Below are 14,499 nucleotides of genomic sequence, written 5' to 3' on the forward strand. Positions count from 1 at the left end.
GGTCCGCGCATCCGTCTTGATGTCCCTCCCCGACGCCGAGCGGAGTACATCGCAGGGATGACCCCGCGACCGGGTCGTCCGCGCGGCCGACAGAAGGTCCGCTCGACGGCCGACGCGGGCCGACCCGGGTCGCTCGTAGCGTCGTTGCGGCCGGCCGGGAACAGCCGCCGGCCGCCGCAACGACGAGGACAAGGACGGACCCGCTGATGGGGAATGTGATCGAACTGGAGGGCGCGGTCAAGCAGTACGACGGCGCCGGCGCCCCCGCGCTGGGGCCGGTGACCCTGACCGTCGCCGAGGGGGAGGCCGTGGCGATCACCGGGCCCTCCGGGAGCGGGAAGTCGACACTGCTGAACCTGGTGGCGGGTCTTGACAGGCCGAGCGAGGGCCGGGTGTCGGTCGGCGGCCTGCGGATCGACGGCCTCGGCGAGAAGGCGCTGGCACGGTTCCGCCGGGAGCGGATCGGGATGGTGTTCCAGTTCTTCAACCTGCTGGACGATCTGACCGTGGTCGACAACATCATGCTGCCGGCCCAGCTCGCCGGTTCGCCCCGGAGCAGGGCGGGGGAGCGTGCGGCGGAGCTGATGGAGGTGCTCGGCATCAGCAAGCACGGCGGTGCCTACCCGGGACGGCTGTCCGGCGGTGAGCGGCAGCGGGTCGCCGTCGCCCGGGCGCTGATCAACCGTCCGGCGCTGCTGCTGGCGGACGAGCCCACCGGGGCGCTCGACACCGCGTCGGGGCAGGAGGTGCGGGAACTGCTGGTCGACCTGCACCGCAGCGGTCAGACCGTGGTCCTGGTGACCCATGACCTGGCGCTCGCCGAGGCCTGCGCCGAGCGTACGGTCCAACTGGTCGACGGGGTCGTCGCGGCGGACCGGGCCAGGAACGCGGAGGCGGTCCGATGAGCGCGTTCCGCGGCAACCCCGGTGGCGGCCGGAGAATCAGGTTGGGCCGGGTCGGCCGGCGGCGGGTGCAGACCGTGGTGATGACCCTGTCGGTGCTGATGGCGGTGGCTTCCGCGGTCGCCGCCGGGTCGCTGATGGTGAGCGCGTCGGCGCCGTTCGACGCCGCCTTCGCGCGGCAGCACGGTGCGCAGCTCACCGTGCAGATCGACGCGAGCAGCGCCGGCGCCGACCGGATCAGCGCCACCGCGCACCTGCCGGGGGTCACCGCGAGCGCGGGCCCGTTCCAGACCGCGCAGATCAGCCCGCCCGGGCCCGGCGGGCTGGACCTGCAGCAGTCGGAGACGGTCGTCGGGCGGTCCACCCCGACCGGCGGCGTGGACGACATCGTGCTGAGGTCCGGCCGCTGGGCGACCGGGCCGGGGGAGATCGTGCTCTCGACGGACGCGGACGTGGTGGGCCCCGGCACCAGGCCGGGCAGCACCATCAAGGCCTCCTCGGCCGCCGACAGCCCCACCCTGACCGTGGTCGGGCTGGCCTCGTCGGTCACCGGCAGCGCGGACGGCTGGGTGGTCCCGGCGGAGATCGCCCTGCTGCGTGCCCCGGGCGCACCCGTCAGCGCGCAGATGCTCTACCGCTTCAGCTCCGCCGCCACCACGGCCGAGCTGAACGCCGACCGGGCCGCCGTCGCCGCCGCGCTGCCGGCCGGCGCGGTCACCAGTGCGCAGTCCTACCTGGATGTGAAGCTGGCGGCCGACGAGAACACGGCGCTGTTCGTCCCGGTGATGCTGGCGTTCGGGGTCCTGGGCCTGCTGATGTCCGTGATCATCATCGCCAGTGTGGTGAGCGGGGCCGTCGGCGCGCAGATCCGCAGGATCGGCATCCTCAAGGCCATCGGGCTGACACCGGGTCAGGTGGTGCGGACCTACCTGGCCCAGGCGCTGGTTCCGGCCGGCATCGGGGCGGTGCTGGGGGTCGTCCTGGGCAATCTGCTGGCGATTCCGCTGATGAGCGACGCGGGGGAGATGTACGGGGGAGGGTCGCCGGGGGTGGCCTGGTGGATCGATCTGGCGGTGCCCGGCGCGGCGCTGGTCGTGGTCACCCTGGCGGCGCTGGTGCCCGCGCTGCGGGCGGGCCGGCTGCGCACCGTCGAGGCGCTCGCGGTGGGACGCGCGCCCCGCAGCGGGCGCGGCCAGTGGGCCCAGCGGCTCGCCGCACGGCTGCCGCTGCCCAGGGCCGTGACGCTGGGGCTCGCCTCGCCCTTCGCCCGACCGGTCCGCTCGGCGGCGCTGCTGGCGGCGGTGCTGTTCGGCACCGCGGCGGGGACCTTCGCCATCGGACTCACCTCCTCGGCCAGCGCGGTGACCGCGGCCCGGGAGCCGAGTCAGCGGATCCCGGTCACGGTGTACCTGGGCCTTCCCGTCGACGGCGCTCCCGGCGGCGCTGTTCCCGGCCCCCAGGGCAGCCCCGCGGCCACGCAGAGCACCCCCACCACCATCGACCCGGCGAAGACGCTGGCGGTCATCAGGGCACAGCCGGGCACCGCCGCGGTCGTCGGCCAGACCCAGGGCACCGTCACCGTGGCCGGCGCGACCGGGGCGATCCGGGCGCGGCTCTACCAGGGGCCCTCCGCCACCGAGGCCATCGCGCTGATCTCCGGCCGCTGGTTCAACGGCCCCGGCGAGGTGGTGGTGCCGACGCACTTCCTGGACACCACCGGCCACCAGGTGGGCGACAGCATCACCCTGATCGACCGGGGCGTCAGAATTCCGGTGCGGATCGTGGGCGAGGACTTCGACCCCGGCGAGGCCGGGCTGACCATCAACACCGACATCGGCACCCTCGCCGCCGCCCAGCCGGAGCTGCACCCCGACTTCTACGACGTGACCCTCAAGCCCGGCACACCGGTCGCCGGTTACGTCAGCGCGCTCAGCACGGCGCTGAAGTCGACCGACGCCCAGGCCGAGGCCAACCAGGCGGAGCACCTGAACCCCACCCAGATCGCCTTCGACGCCATGGCGGTGCTGCTCACCCTGATGCTGGTCTCGGTCGCCGGGCTCGGGGTGCTCAACTCGGTGATCCTGGACACCCGGGAACGGGTCCACGACCTGGGGGTCTGCAAGGCCGTCGGGATGACGCCGGGTCAGACCGTCACCCAGGTGCTGACCTCGGTCGCCGGTGCCGGGGTGATCGGCGGCGCGGTGGGTGTGCCGGTCGGGATCGCCCTGCACGACTACGTCATCCCGCTGGTCATGCGGGCAGCAGGCAGCGGCACCCCGGCCGTGGTCCAGGACGTCTTCGGCCTGCCGGAGCTGGCGCTGCTCGCCGTCGGCGGGGTGGCCATCGCCGTGTGCGGGGCGCTGCTCCCGGCCGGCTGGGCGGCCAGGACCCGCACGGCCACGGCGCTGCGCACCGAGTGATCCTGACGCAACAGGGCTGAAGCCCGGGTCGGGGCCCGGACTCGGGTCAGGGCCCGGGTCCGGCCGTCCGCTCGGGCGGCAGGACCCGGCCGACCGACCCCGCCAGGATCTTCTGCAGCAGGCTGTAGGCCAGGATCGGCAGCAGCACCGCCGGGTGGTCCGGTATCCGGGTCGCCGCCAGCACGGCACTGGCACTGCTGTTGTTCATGCCGGAGGCGTAGGTGAGCGCCACGGCGTCGGCGCGACCGCAGTTCAACCGCCCGGCGATGACCCAGCCGCAGAGGAACGACAGCGAGCACATCAGGGCCGCGACCAGGACCACCAGCAGCAGGAAGTCAGGATCGGGTCGGCTGATGACCGGCCGGAGCGCGCCGCAGGCGTTGGTGTAGCTGAGGGTGACCACAACCACCAGGTTGACCAGCCGGACCACTGGCAGGACGGGCGCGAGCAGCCCGCCGGAGCGGTTCGGCAGCCGGTTCGGGAGCAGGTTCGGCAGCCGGTTCAGCAGACGCCCCGTCAGCAGGCCCAGGAGGCAGGGCAGTACGACGGCCAGGACGGCGAACATGCTCCCGGCCGACCGCGCGGCGCCGTGCAGCTCGGCCGCGTAGGAGCCGGTGGTCAGCAGGCCGCCCAGATGCAGGCCGAGCGGGATGGTCAGCGGGCTGAGCAGGGTGGAGCCCAGTACCAGGCCCAGGCTGAGGGTGGCGCTGCCCTCGCTGCCCTGGGCGAAGACGGTGGCCCCGGCGGCCACCGGCATCGCCCCGATCAGGGCCAGTCCGGCCAGCATGCTCTGCGCCTCGCCGGCGCTGTGCCACGCCTCGGCGCCGACCGAGGCCAGCGCCAGCAGCAGGGTGGGCAGCAGGGCGTTGATGGCCACCCCCAGCGCCAGCGGGCCGGGACGGCGCAGCAGCAGCGGCAGCTGCTCCGCCCTGGCGGTCAGCCCGGCGTTGAACACCACGACCGCCAGCAGTCCCGTCTGCAGCGGGAAGGCGGTGCCGCCGACCCGTGCCAACGGCACCGCGCGGAGGGCCTCGCCCGGGCCGGGCAGCAGCCCGGCCAGCAGGTAGGCCCCGATCATGATCCATAACAGCTGCCGTTGGAGCGTTCCGGTGAGCTGTTGCAGTGCGTGCATCGGACGAGTCGGCGACCCGGCCATGGTGGTTCCCCCTGTTCGTCGGTCCCCGTCCCGGCCCTGGTCCCGGGCGCCGATCCGGCGGACTGTTCCGACCGCATCACGGCAGCGGAGGCGATGTCACGCCACACTCCGGATGATCACCTGATCGAGTGCCGCACCGGGACCTTCTGGATGGCTGGATGGTGAGGGGATCACCATTGACGAAGTTTCGATCGAGACTGATGATTCAATCAATCATTGGAGCCTGCGGGAACGGGAAGCCATGCACCCCCTTGTCCACGACCTTGTCCAGGACGCCGTGCCACCCCTCGGCGGCGCCATCGACGTCCATGCCCACTACCTGACCGATCGCCTCCGCACGGCGATGACCGACGCGGGCCACGGGATGCCGGACGGGATGCCGGCGATCCCCGAGTGGAGCCCGCGCGCCGCCCTGGAGCTGATGGACCAGGCGGGCGTCCGGGCCGCGCTGCTGTCGGTCTCCTCGCCCGGTGTGCACTTCGGGGACGACCGCGCCGCCGCCGCGCTGGCCCGCAGTGTCAACGACGAGGGACTGGCCCTGGTCGAGCGGTACCCGGACCGGTTCGGCCTGATGGCCAGCCTCCCGCTCCCGGACGTACCGGCGGCGATCGCCGAGGCCGAACGCGCGCTGGACGCGGGCGCGGACGGGATCACGCTCAAGACGCACTACGACGGCAGCTACCTGGGCGATGCCCGCTTCGATCCGCTGATGGAACTGCTGGACGAGCGATCCGCCGTGGTGTGCCTGCACCCCACCTCGTCCCCGTGCTGGGAGGCGACGAGCCTGGGCCATCCGCGCCCCATGCTGGAGTTCCCGTTCGAGACGACCCGTGCAGTGGCCAACCTGGCGCTGTCGCGGACCTTGGAGCGCTGCCCGCGGATCTCGTTCATCGTGCCGCACGCCGGCGCCGCGCTGCCGGTGCTGGCCGACCGGATCGCCGCCTTCGCGCTGATGGCGCAGCCGGGCCCGGCTGTCGACGTCCTGGTGGTACTGCGCCGCCTGTACTACGACACGGCGGGGTTCTCGCTGCCCCGCGCCCTTCCCGCGCTGCTCCACCTGGTCGACGGCGACCGCCTGCTGTACGGCAGCGACTACCCGTTCACGCCCGGCTGGGTCGTACAGGCACTGGCGCAGGGCCTCGCCGAGGACGGCGGGCTGACCCCGCCGCAGCAGGCGGCGATGCTGCACGGCAACGCCTCCCGGCTCTTCCCCCGCTTCGCCGTCCAGTCCGCGGTGTGAGCTAGGGTCCACTGCTGCTGGGTGGCAGCTGCCACCTCAGCTCGCCGTCCTGCCACTGGTCGGTGGGGGTGAGTCCGGCGGCGGTGGCGACGGCGGCGGACGCCCGGTGGTCCGGGTGGATGTGGGCGATCACCGCCCGGACCTGACGTCGACTCAGCCAGGCCACCAGTGCGGCGGCGGCCTCGGCGGCGATGCCCCGGCGCTGCCAGGGGCTGCCGATCACCCAGGCGATCTCGGCGACGGGACCGTCCGGCCGGGCGCTGACCGTCGCCTGGACGGTGCCCACCAGGCGGGCTTCGTCGCGCAGCCGGATCACCCAGTTCCACCAGGCGACGTCGGGGTCGGGCGACCCGGCGACCAGCCGCTCGTAACGTGCGCGCAGGGCCTCGGGCGCGGCGGGTGCCCCGCCTATGAAGGCGTGCAGAGCCGGATCGGACAGCACGGTGGCCATCTCCGCGGCATGCTCGACAGCCAGCGGCAGCAGGTCGAGCCGTCCGGTGGTGATGATCCGCGAGTCCACGATCATCACGCTACCGTCCGGCCGCGGTCCTCGACGTGGTGCACGCCATACCCCGCTGTCTACTCCGTTGTAGACATCCGTTTACGGATCTCTATAAGGTATGCCTAAGCTAAGCGAGCGTGCGAGCGAGTCGAACAAGAGGATCACCCATGTGGGACGACGCATTCCCGAGCTTTCTCATCGGGCTCAGGGAAGGCCTGGAGGCCGGGTTGGTCGTCTCCATCCTGGTGGCCACCCTGGTCCGCTCGGACCAGAAGGCCCGGCTGCCGCAGGTGTGGACCGGGGTGCTGGCCGCGATCGGCCTCTCGCTGAGCTTCGGCGCCGTGCTCACCTTCACCGCCAACAGCCTGTCAGCCACCGCGCAGGAAGCCTTCGGTGGGACGCTCAGCGTCATCGCCGTCGCCTTTGTCACCGCGATGGTGTTCTGGATGCGGCGCAACGCCCGCAACCTCTCCGGTGAGATCCGCGACAAGGTCAACGCGGCGCTCGCGGTCGGTGCCGGGATGCTGGTCGCCACCAGCTTCCTCGCCGTCGGCCGCGAGGGCCTGGAGACGGCGCTGTTCATCTGGACCACCGCGCAGACGGCCGGTGAGTCCACCGGTCCGCTGATCGGCGCGGCCGTGGGCCTGGTCCTGGCGACGGTGCTGTGCTGGGCGCTCTACCGGCGGGTGCTGACGATCAACCTCACCCGGTTCTTCAGCTGGACCGGCGCCGGACTGATCGTCATCGCCGCCGGGGTGCTCGGCTACGGCCTGCGCGACCTCCAGGAGGGCGGCGTGCTGCCCGGTGCGGGGAGCTTCGCCGTGGACCTGAGCGGCAGCATCGACGCCAACTCCTGGTACGCCACCCTGGTGCAGGGCGTGTTCAATCTGATGACCCAGATGACCTGGCTTCAGATCAGCGCCTATGTCGCCTACCTGGCGATCGTGATGACCCTGTTCGTCCGCGGGCTGCGCACCCCCAGGCCCGCGGTGACGCCCGCAGCCGAGCCGGGCGCTGAGCCGGGTTCCGAGCCGAGCGTTGAGCCCACCACCGGGTCCACGTCCACGCCCAAGTCTACGCCCGCCCCCGCGCGGCCCCGCCCGCGCTGGCTGGTGCCGGCCGCGGTCGTGGCCGTCCCGGCGGTGGTGGCCGTCGCCGTGATCGCGTCCAGCGGCGGCAAGCCCACCGCCACGGCCACCGTCTCGGTCTCCCCGACCGCCTGCGGCAAGGGCTTCACCGCGCCCAAGCCGGGCCAGCAGACCTTCCAGATGCACAACACCGGCAAGGCCACCTCCGAGGTCTATCTGATCGACCCGGCCAGCAACGCCGTCTACGGGGAGATCGAGGGCCTCGCCCCCGGCACCACCCGCACCCTGACCGCGACCATCGGCAGCGGCAGCTACGCCTGGCGCTGCGTGCCCACCGGCGGCACCGCGGTCACCTCCGCCGCGGTCCAGGTGCGCGGTGGCGGCGCGGCCGTCAAGCCGGTGCTTCCGCTCGCCGCCGCCGACCTCGACGCGCCGCTCGCGGCCTACAAGTCCTACGTCGAAGCGGGCCTGGCGACCCTGGCCACGGAGACCGCCGGGCTGCAGGCCGACCTGCACCGCGGCGACCTGGCCGCGGCCAGGGCCGACTGGCTCACCGCCCACCTCCAGTACGCCTCGCTGGGCGCGGCCTACGGCACCTTCGCCGACTTCGACCAGAGCATCAACGGCCGGGCGGACGGGCTGCCGGGCGGGGTCCAGGACAAGGACTTCACCGGTTTCCACCGGCTGGAGTACGGCCTGTGGCACGGGCAGTCCGCGCAGGCCCTGGCGCCCGTCGGCGACCGGCTGGCCGCGGACGTCGCCGGGCTGCGCAAGGCGTTCCCGACCCAGGACTTCGACCCGGCCGACCTGCCGCTGCGCACCCACGAGATCCTGGAGAACACGCTCCAGTTCGAGCTGACCGGCGACACCGACGAGGGCAGCGGCAGCAACCTCGCCACCGCCCGGGCCAACCTGGCCGGCACCAGGGAGCTGCTGTCGGTGCTGCGTCCGCTGATCGCCCAGCGCAGCCCCACTCTGCTGACCGCCGTGGACGCCGACGTCACCCGCCTCTCGGGCCTGCTCGACGCCGCGCACAAGGGCGCCGTCTGGACGCCGGTGCAGCAACTCGACCCGGCCGCCCGGGCCGCCATCAACGGCGCGACCGGACAACTGCTGGAAGACCTCGCCCCCATTCCCGACCTGCTCGAGATCCGGAAGTCCGCCTGATGACTGCTCAGCACCAGCCTGCTCAGCACCAGCCCTCGACGGGAAGCTGCCCCTTCGGCTACGGCACCTCGCGCCGCACCGTGGTGAAGTCGGCGTTGGGCGCGGGCGCGGCGAGCGCCGCCCTGGCCACCGGGGCGCTCACCCTCGGCAGCGGCTCCGCCTCCGCCACGAGCACCGAGTCGGCCGCCGCACCGAGCAACGGCGCGGTCCCGTTCCACGGCCCGCACCAGGCCGGGATCACCACCCCGGCCCCCGGTTTCGCGCTCTTCCTCTCCTGCGAGGTCATCGCCGCCGACCGGGCCGGCCTGGAGCTGCTGCTGCGGACCCTGACCGACCGGATCCGCTTCCTCACCACCGGCGGCACCCCGCCCGACCTGGGCGTCGGCTCGCCGCCGTCCGACAACGGCATCCTCGGACCGGTCGTCCCCACCGACGACCTCACCGTCACCGTGGGGGTGGGCGCCTCGCTGTTCGACGCCCGCTACGGCCTGGCCGCGCTGAAGCCGCGTCGGCTGACCCCGATGCGGACCTTCCCCAACGACAACCTCAGGGCCGCCGAGTGCCACGGCGACCTGTCGCTGCAGATCTGCGCCGACCGCCAGGACACCGTGCTGCACGCGATGCGCGACATCGCCAAGCACACCCGCGGCCAGATGCAGGTCAAGTGGCGGATCGACGGCTTCCAGAACACCCCGCGCCCCAGCGGCGCCCAGCGCAACCTGCTGGGCTTCAAGGACGGCATCGCCAACCCGGACACCACGTCCGCCCGGGAGATGGACCGGCTGGTCTGGGTGGACGCGGGCGGCGGCGAGCCGGCCTGGGCCACCGGCGGCAGCTACCAGGTCATCCGCATCATCCGGATGCTGGTGGAGTTCTGGGACCGGGTCTCGCTCACCGAGCAGGAGCTGATGTTCGGACGGCGCAAGGACACCGGCGCGCCCCTGGACGGCGCCAACGAGACCGACATCCCCGACTACGCCAAGGACCCGCAGGGCAACGCGATCCCGCTGGACGCCCACATCCGGATCGCCAACCCGCGTACCGCGAAGACCGACGACTCGCGGATCCTGCGCCGGGGCTTCAACTACGACCGGGGCATCGACGCGGTCGGCAACCTCGACATGGGGCTGGCCTTCTGCTGCTACCAGCAGGACGTCAAGCGCCAGTTCGAGGCGGTGCAGACCCGGCTGATCGACGAGCCCCTGGTCGACTACATCTCGCCGACCGGCGGCGGCTACTTCTTCGTCCTGCCCGGTGCCGCCGATCAGGCCGACTGGCTCGGACGCGGACTGCTCGCCGCGGCCGGCTGAGGGCTCGGCTGAAGGCCCGTCAGGGGTCCGGCATGATGGACCGGTGGACTTCGAGCCCTACCGCGGCGAACTGACGGCGTACTGCTACCGGATGCTGGGCTCCTACCAGGACGCCGAGGACCTGGTGCAGGAGTCGCTGCTGCGCGCCTGGAAGGCACGGGAGCGGTACGACCCGGCGCGGGCGTCGGTGCGCACCTGGCTGTACCGGATCGCGACCAATGTCTGCCTGACCGCGCTGGAGGGCCGGGCCCGCCGTCCGCTGCCGTCCGGGCTCGGCGCGCCGGGGCGGGACACCGGGGTGCCACTGGTGCCGGCCCCGGACATCCCCTGGCTGGGGCCGTTCCCCGACGCCCGCTTCGATCTGGAGGCGCGGGCCGACCTGCGGCTCGCCTGGGTGGCGGCGGTGCAGCTGCTGCCGGCCCGGCAGCGGGCCGTGCTGGTGCTGCGCGAGGTCCTCGGGTTCACCGCCGCGGAGGTCGCGGACCAGCTGGAGACCACGGTCGCGGCGGTCAACAGCGCACTGCAGCGGGCCCGGGGCGCGGTCGCCGGGGAGCGGATCCGGCTCACCGAGGTCGCCGAGCCGGACGATCCGGAGGCGCGTGCGGTGGTGCAGCGCTACGCCCGGGCCTTCGAGGCGGCCGATGTCCCGTCCCTGGTCCGGCTGTTGGCCGAGGACGCGATCCTGGAGATGCCGCCGGTCCCGCTCTGGTACCTGGGCCGCGAGGACTACGGCCGGTTCATGGACCGGGTGTTCGAGATGCGCGGTCCGGTCTGGGCCACCCGGGAGCTCAGCGCCAACGGCCAGCCCGCGCTGGCCGCGTACGCGCCCTCGGCCGAGGGTCTGCTCCAGCTCCACAGCCTGCAGGTCTTCACCGTCCACGGCGGCCGGATCACCCACAACGTGGTGTTCGCCGACCCCCGGCTGCTCGACCCCTTCGGCCTCCCTCGACAGATTCGCTGAATTCCCTCCGAAAAGCTGCGCCGGCGGCGATGAGTCCGGTGGGTGGCGCCGGTACGTACTGGTGAACACCACACCGAAGGAGACTCACCATGAGCGTCATCGTCATCGCGTTCAGCACCCTGGACGGGGTCGTGTCCGACCCCGACGGCTCGGCGGGCACGCCGCAGGGCGGCTGGATGTTCCGGTTCGGCCGCGAGGAGATCGACGGCGACAGGTTCGGCCTCGACGGCATCCTGGCGGAAGGGGTCCTGCTGCAGGGCAGGGGGACCTGGCAGCAGTTCTCCCAGCTCTGGCCGCACCGCGAGGGGCCGTTCGCCGCGCGGATGAACGCCGTCCCGAAGCTGGTCGCCACCCGTACCCTGACCGACACCTCCGCCTGGGCCAACTCCCGCCCCCTGGACGGGGATCTGATCGACGCGGTGAAGCGCGAGGAGCGCGACGTCGTGGTCATGGGCAGCCTGGGCGTGGTGCACCAGCTGATGGCCGAGGACCTGGTCGACGAGTACCGGCTGCTGACCTTCCCCACCGTCGTCGGCGCGGGCCGCCGGCTCTTCCCGGCCGACGGCCCGCACGCGGACCTGGAGTGCCTGACCGCGGAGCGGTCCGGCGCCCTCGTCCTGACCCGCTACCGGCGGCGCCCGTAGGCGGGGCGGCTCACGCGGGCAGGCGCTGGGCGAGGTTGTCGACGATCAGGCCGAGCGCGAAGTCGAAGCGCTCGTGCCCGGTGCCGGAGGTCAGCTCGGCCGCGTAGCGCCTGGTCTGCGGGAAGGTGTCGTCGGGCAGCGCGGCGAACCGCTGCACCAGTTCGTCGCGGCCGACCACCCAGTCGTCCTCCTGCCGACCGCGGCGCTGCGCGACCAGCGAGGTCTCCAGCGCGTAGCCGGCGACATAGAGCGAGAGGGCGTCGATCGCCCAGGCCGCCGTCTGCGGCTCGATGCCGCCGGCGAGCAGGATGGCCAGCATCCCCTCGTTGACCCGCAGCACGTCGAGGTTGGTGGCGACCATCGCCAGCGCGGCGCGGGAGATGCCCGGGTACCGCAGGTACTGGTCCCGGATCTGCGCGCAGACGTCGAGGATCTGCCCGCGCCAGGCCGCCGGGTCGGGCGCGGGCAGGGCCAGCTGCGAGCAGAGCCGGCCGATGATCAGCTCGTCGATGTCGGCCTTGTTGACGACATGCGCGTACAGCGAGGCGGGGCCGGTGTCGAGGACGGCGGCCACGCTGCGCATGGTCAGCGCGTCGTAGCCCTGGGTGGCGACGACCTGGAGCGCGGCGTCGGTGATCCTGGCCACGGTGATCGGCGGCTTCCGGCGCCGCTGCGGGGCCGGGGGGCTGGTCGGTTGGACGTGCCGGGCGGCGCGGCGACGTTCCGGATCAACGGTCATGGGGCTCAGCCTACCTTGACACGAACATTGTTCGTCACGTAGAACTTAGTTCGTGACTGTAGAACAAAGTTCGTTGGAAGCGCCGAGCGACATCGCCGCGCTTCCACTCCGCCGGGCCTGGCTGGTCCTCGCGGTGGTGTTCATCGCCGATGTGATGGACGTGATCGACTCGACCATCGCCAACCTCGCCGGACCCTCGATCCGCGCCGACCTCGGCGGCAGCGAGACCACCCTGCAATGGGTGCTCACCGCCTACACCGCGGCCTTCGCCATCGGCCTGATCACCTCGGGCCGGCTCGGCGACCTGCTCGGCCGCCGCCGGCTGTTCCTGCTGGGCATGGCCGGCTTCACCCTCGCCTCGCTCGCCTGCGGCCTGGCGCCCGGCGTCGGCTTCCTGATCGGCGCCCGCCTGGTGCAGGGCCTGTGCGGCGCGGTGATGATCCCGCAGGGCTTCGCCATGGTGAAGGTCGTCTTCCCGCCGCAGCAGCTCCGCAAGGCGCTCATCCCGTTCGGCCCGGTGATGGGCCTGGCGACCGTGGCCGGGCCGATCCTGGCCGGCTGGCTGCTGCACCTGGACCTGTTCGGCAGCCAGTGGCGCGCGATCTTCCTGATCAACGTGCCGGCCGGGGTGTTCGCCCTGGCCCTGGCCTGGCGGTTCCTGCCGCACCGGACCGGCGAGGACGCCACCGCCCGGCTCGACCTGGTCGGCGTCGCCCTGCTCACCCTGGCCTCGGCGCTGCTGATCATCCCGCTGGTCCAGGGCCGCGAGCTCGGCTGGCCGCTGTGGACCTACCTGTCGATGGCCGGTTCGCTCGTCGCGCTGGCCCTGTTTGTGGTCTCCGAGCGGCGCAGCAGCCACCCGGTGATCACCCCCTCGCTGTTCGGCAAACGCAGCTTCGTCGCCGGGCTGGCGATCGTGGGCGCGTTCTTCGCCGGACTGAGCGGATTCCAGCTGGCCTTCAACCTGCTGCTGCAGCTCGGCCTGCACTGGACCCCGCTGCACACCAGCCTCACCCTGATCCCCTGGGCCCTCGGCAGCGCCGTCGCGGTGGCGCTGGCCGGTGCCGTGCTCACCCAGCGGCTCGGCCGCGCCACGCTGCACCTCGGCCTCGCCGTCGCCGTGGTCGGCCTGCTCGCCCTGTGGTGGACCCTGGCCCACTCGGGCGGCGGCCTCAGCTCCGCGGCGCTGGCCCCCTCACTGCTGCTCATCGGCTTCGGCACCGGCCTGGTCTTCGTCCCGATCTTCGACTTCATCCTCGGCGCCGCCACCGCCGAGGAGGTCGGCACCGGCGCCGGCCTGCTCAACGCCGTCCAGCAGTTCTCCGGCGCCCTCGGCGTCGCCGCCCTCGGCACGGTGTTCTTCGCACGGGTCGGCACCGGCACGACCGCGGCCTTCGACCACGCCGGCGAACTCGTCATCGGCCTGGCCGGACTGCTGTTCCTGATCGCCTTCGCCCTGGTCCGGCTGCTGCCGAAGCACGCCCAGCAGCCGGAGGGCTGATCCCTCAGTTGTTCGGCAGGCCGGCGGTCCTGGCCAGCGAGGCGAGGACCCGCAGCTTCTCGTCGCTCTCGCTGCCCTGGTCCGGGTAGTAGAGGACCAGCAGGAGACCACCGACCGGGAGCTTGTCCCGGTGCAGCTGCAACTCGCCGACGACGGGATGGTTCACGGTGGTGCTGCCGCCGTCCAGGCCGCGGATGTCATGGCGGGCCCAGAGGGTGCGGAAGCGCTCGCTGGACAGGGAGAACTCGCCCACCAGCTCCACGAAGCGCGGGTTGTCGATGTCGTCGCCGATGGACTTCCTGAAGGCGGCGATGAAGCCCTCCGCGGAGCGGGTCCAGTCCTGCTGGAACGCCTGCTCCTCGGGATCCAGGAGCAGCGACCGCAGCCGGTTGTACCCGGGCTGGAGGCGCGGCGAGAGCGCGACCGCGAGCTGGTTGGAGGCGAGCACGTCGAACGCGCGCCCCTCCACGAACGCCGGGACCTGCACGCTCGCGAGCAACTGGTGCAACCGTGCCGGCACACGTTCGGGCTTGCGCTGCCGCCGCTGCGTCCGGGGGCGCGAGGCGGCCAGGCCGAGCAGGAAGTCCTGTTCGACCTCGTCCAGCCGCAGCACCCGCGCCAGCGACTCCAGCACCTGCGCGGAGGGGTTCTTGTCGCGACCGCGCTCCAACCGCAGGTAGTAGTCGGCGCTGATGCCGGCCAGCAGCGCCACCTCCTCCCGGCGCAGCCCGGGAACGCGGCGATTGGCCCCCGCTGCCAGCCCGGCCTGCTCCGGAGTGACCAGCGCCCGTCGCGCACGGAGATAGCCGCCGAGCGGATTGGCGCGATCGTCGTCACTCATAGTGAACAGCGTAGCGCCGGCCGCGTCG

12 protein-coding genes are annotated in these 14,499 nt (G+C 72.7%); 8 read left to right on the top strand and 4 right to left on the bottom strand.

What is annotated here, in order from left to right; genetic code table 11:
- Nucleotides 1-206 precede the first annotated feature (206 nt).
- The gene (locus tag ACEZDG_RS21420) at nucleotides 207-905 is read left to right on the top strand and encodes an ABC transporter ATP-binding protein (protein ID WP_380512017.1); all 699 of its coding nucleotides are present in this window, start codon (nucleotides 207-209) and stop codon (nucleotides 903-905) included.
- A complete protein-coding gene (locus tag ACEZDG_RS21425; RefSeq protein ID WP_380512019.1) occupies nucleotides 902-3,322 on the top strand; it encodes an ABC transporter permease in 2,421 nt (806 codons plus the stop codon). The genes ACEZDG_RS21420 and ACEZDG_RS21425 overlap by 4 nt, the downstream gene beginning before the upstream one ends.
- Nucleotides 3,323-3,368: 46 nt before the next feature.
- Here ACEZDG_RS21425 and ACEZDG_RS21430 read toward each other — a convergent pair whose 3' ends face one another.
- Nucleotides 3,369-4,454: a sodium-dependent transporter gene (locus ACEZDG_RS21430; protein ID WP_380512021.1), complete on the bottom strand. Its 1,086-nt coding sequence runs from the start codon at nucleotides 4,452-4,454 to the stop codon at nucleotides 3,369-3,371.
- A 265-nt stretch (nucleotides 4,455-4,719) separates the two neighbouring features.
- On the opposite strand from ACEZDG_RS21430, the gene ACEZDG_RS21435 reads away from it, so the two are divergent.
- Nucleotides 4,720-5,718 (top strand): amidohydrolase family protein, encoded by a 999-nt coding sequence (locus tag ACEZDG_RS21435; RefSeq protein ID WP_380512022.1) that lies wholly within the window; start codon nucleotides 4,720-4,722, stop codon nucleotides 5,716-5,718.
- 1 nt (nucleotide 5,719) lies between these two features.
- Here the strand turns inward: ACEZDG_RS21435 and ACEZDG_RS21440 are convergent, their stop codons facing one another.
- On the bottom strand, nucleotides 5,720-6,238 hold the full coding sequence (locus ACEZDG_RS21440; RefSeq protein WP_380512024.1) for a GNAT family N-acetyltransferase: 519 nt from the start codon (nucleotides 6,236-6,238) through the stop codon (nucleotides 5,720-5,722).
- Nucleotides 6,239-6,387: 149 nt separating this feature from the next.
- Between ACEZDG_RS21440 and efeU the strand changes: the two genes are divergently transcribed.
- From efeU to ACEZDG_RS21460, 4 genes are all read left to right on the top strand, one after another.
- On the top strand, nucleotides 6,388-8,475 hold the full coding sequence (efeU, locus tag ACEZDG_RS21445; RefSeq protein ID WP_380512026.1) for an iron uptake transporter permease EfeU: 2,088 nt from the start codon (nucleotides 6,388-6,390) through the stop codon (nucleotides 8,473-8,475).
- Nucleotides 8,475-9,785, top strand: a complete 1,311-nt coding sequence (gene efeB / locus ACEZDG_RS21450; protein ID WP_380512027.1) for an iron uptake transporter deferrochelatase/peroxidase subunit — start codon at nucleotides 8,475-8,477, stop codon at nucleotides 9,783-9,785. Before efeU ends, efeB begins: the two co-directional genes overlap by 1 nt.
- Entirely contained in the window at nucleotides 9,730-10,746 is a 1,017-nt protein-coding gene (locus ACEZDG_RS21455; protein ID WP_380512029.1) for a sigma-70 family RNA polymerase sigma factor, read from the top strand. Before efeB ends, ACEZDG_RS21455 begins: the two co-directional genes overlap by 56 nt.
- An 89-nt stretch (nucleotides 10,747-10,835) precedes the next feature.
- Nucleotides 10,836-11,390 (top strand): dihydrofolate reductase family protein, encoded by a 555-nt coding sequence (locus tag ACEZDG_RS21460; protein WP_380512031.1) that lies wholly within the window; start codon nucleotides 10,836-10,838, stop codon nucleotides 11,388-11,390.
- Nucleotides 11,391-11,400: 10 nt separating this feature from the next.
- On the opposite strand, the gene ACEZDG_RS21465 is transcribed toward ACEZDG_RS21460, so the two are convergent.
- A complete protein-coding gene (locus ACEZDG_RS21465) occupies nucleotides 11,401-12,129 on the bottom strand; it encodes a TetR/AcrR family transcriptional regulator (protein WP_380512033.1) in 729 nt (242 codons plus the stop codon).
- 52 nt (nucleotides 12,130-12,181) lie between these two features.
- On the opposite strand from ACEZDG_RS21465, the gene ACEZDG_RS21470 reads away from it, so the two are divergent.
- Nucleotides 12,182-13,630 (top strand): DHA2 family efflux MFS transporter permease subunit, encoded by a 1,449-nt coding sequence (locus ACEZDG_RS21470; protein WP_380512035.1) that lies wholly within the window; start codon nucleotides 12,182-12,184, stop codon nucleotides 13,628-13,630.
- Nucleotides 13,631-13,634: 4 nt separating this feature from the next.
- Here the strand turns inward: ACEZDG_RS21470 and ACEZDG_RS21475 are convergent, their stop codons facing one another.
- Entirely contained in the window at nucleotides 13,635-14,471 is an 837-nt protein-coding gene (locus ACEZDG_RS21475; protein WP_380512037.1) for a helix-turn-helix domain-containing protein, read from the bottom strand.
- Nucleotides 14,472-14,499 lie beyond the last annotated feature (28 nt).

The organism is Streptacidiphilus alkalitolerans, from assembly GCF_042511045.1.
GTDB classification, from domain to species: Bacteria; Actinomycetota; Actinomycetes; order Streptomycetales; family Streptomycetaceae; genus Streptacidiphilus; species Streptacidiphilus alkalitolerans.

What these genes read in the sequence shown, in the direction of transcription:
- ACEZDG_RS21420 (WP_380512017.1), top strand. Translation starts at nt 207, where the DNA reads ATGGGGAATGTGATCGAACTGGAGGGCGCGGTCAAGCAGTACGACGGC.
- ACEZDG_RS21425 (WP_380512019.1), top strand. Translation starts at nt 902, where the DNA reads ATGAGCGCGTTCCGCGGCAACCCCGGTGGCGGCCGGAGAATCAGGTTG.
- ACEZDG_RS21430 (WP_380512021.1), bottom strand. Translation starts at nt 4,454, where the DNA reads ATGCACGCACTGCAACAGCTCACCGGAACGCTCCAACGGCAGCTGTTA.
- ACEZDG_RS21435 (WP_380512022.1), top strand. Translation starts at nt 4,720, where the DNA reads ATGCACCCCCTTGTCCACGACCTTGTCCAGGACGCCGTGCCACCCCTC.
- efeU (WP_380512026.1), top strand. Translation starts at nt 6,388, where the DNA reads ATGTGGGACGACGCATTCCCGAGCTTTCTCATCGGGCTCAGGGAAGGC.
- efeB (WP_380512027.1), top strand. Translation starts at nt 8,475, where the DNA reads ATGACTGCTCAGCACCAGCCTGCTCAGCACCAGCCCTCGACGGGAAGC.
- ACEZDG_RS21460 (WP_380512031.1), top strand. Translation starts at nt 10,836, where the DNA reads ATGAGCGTCATCGTCATCGCGTTCAGCACCCTGGACGGGGTCGTGTCC.
- ACEZDG_RS21465 (WP_380512033.1), bottom strand. Translation starts at nt 12,129, where the DNA reads ATGACCGTTGATCCGGAACGTCGCCGCGCCGCCCGGCACGTCCAACCG.
- ACEZDG_RS21475 (WP_380512037.1), bottom strand. Translation starts at nt 14,471, where the DNA reads ATGAGTGACGACGATCGCGCCAATCCGCTCGGCGGCTATCTCCGTGCG.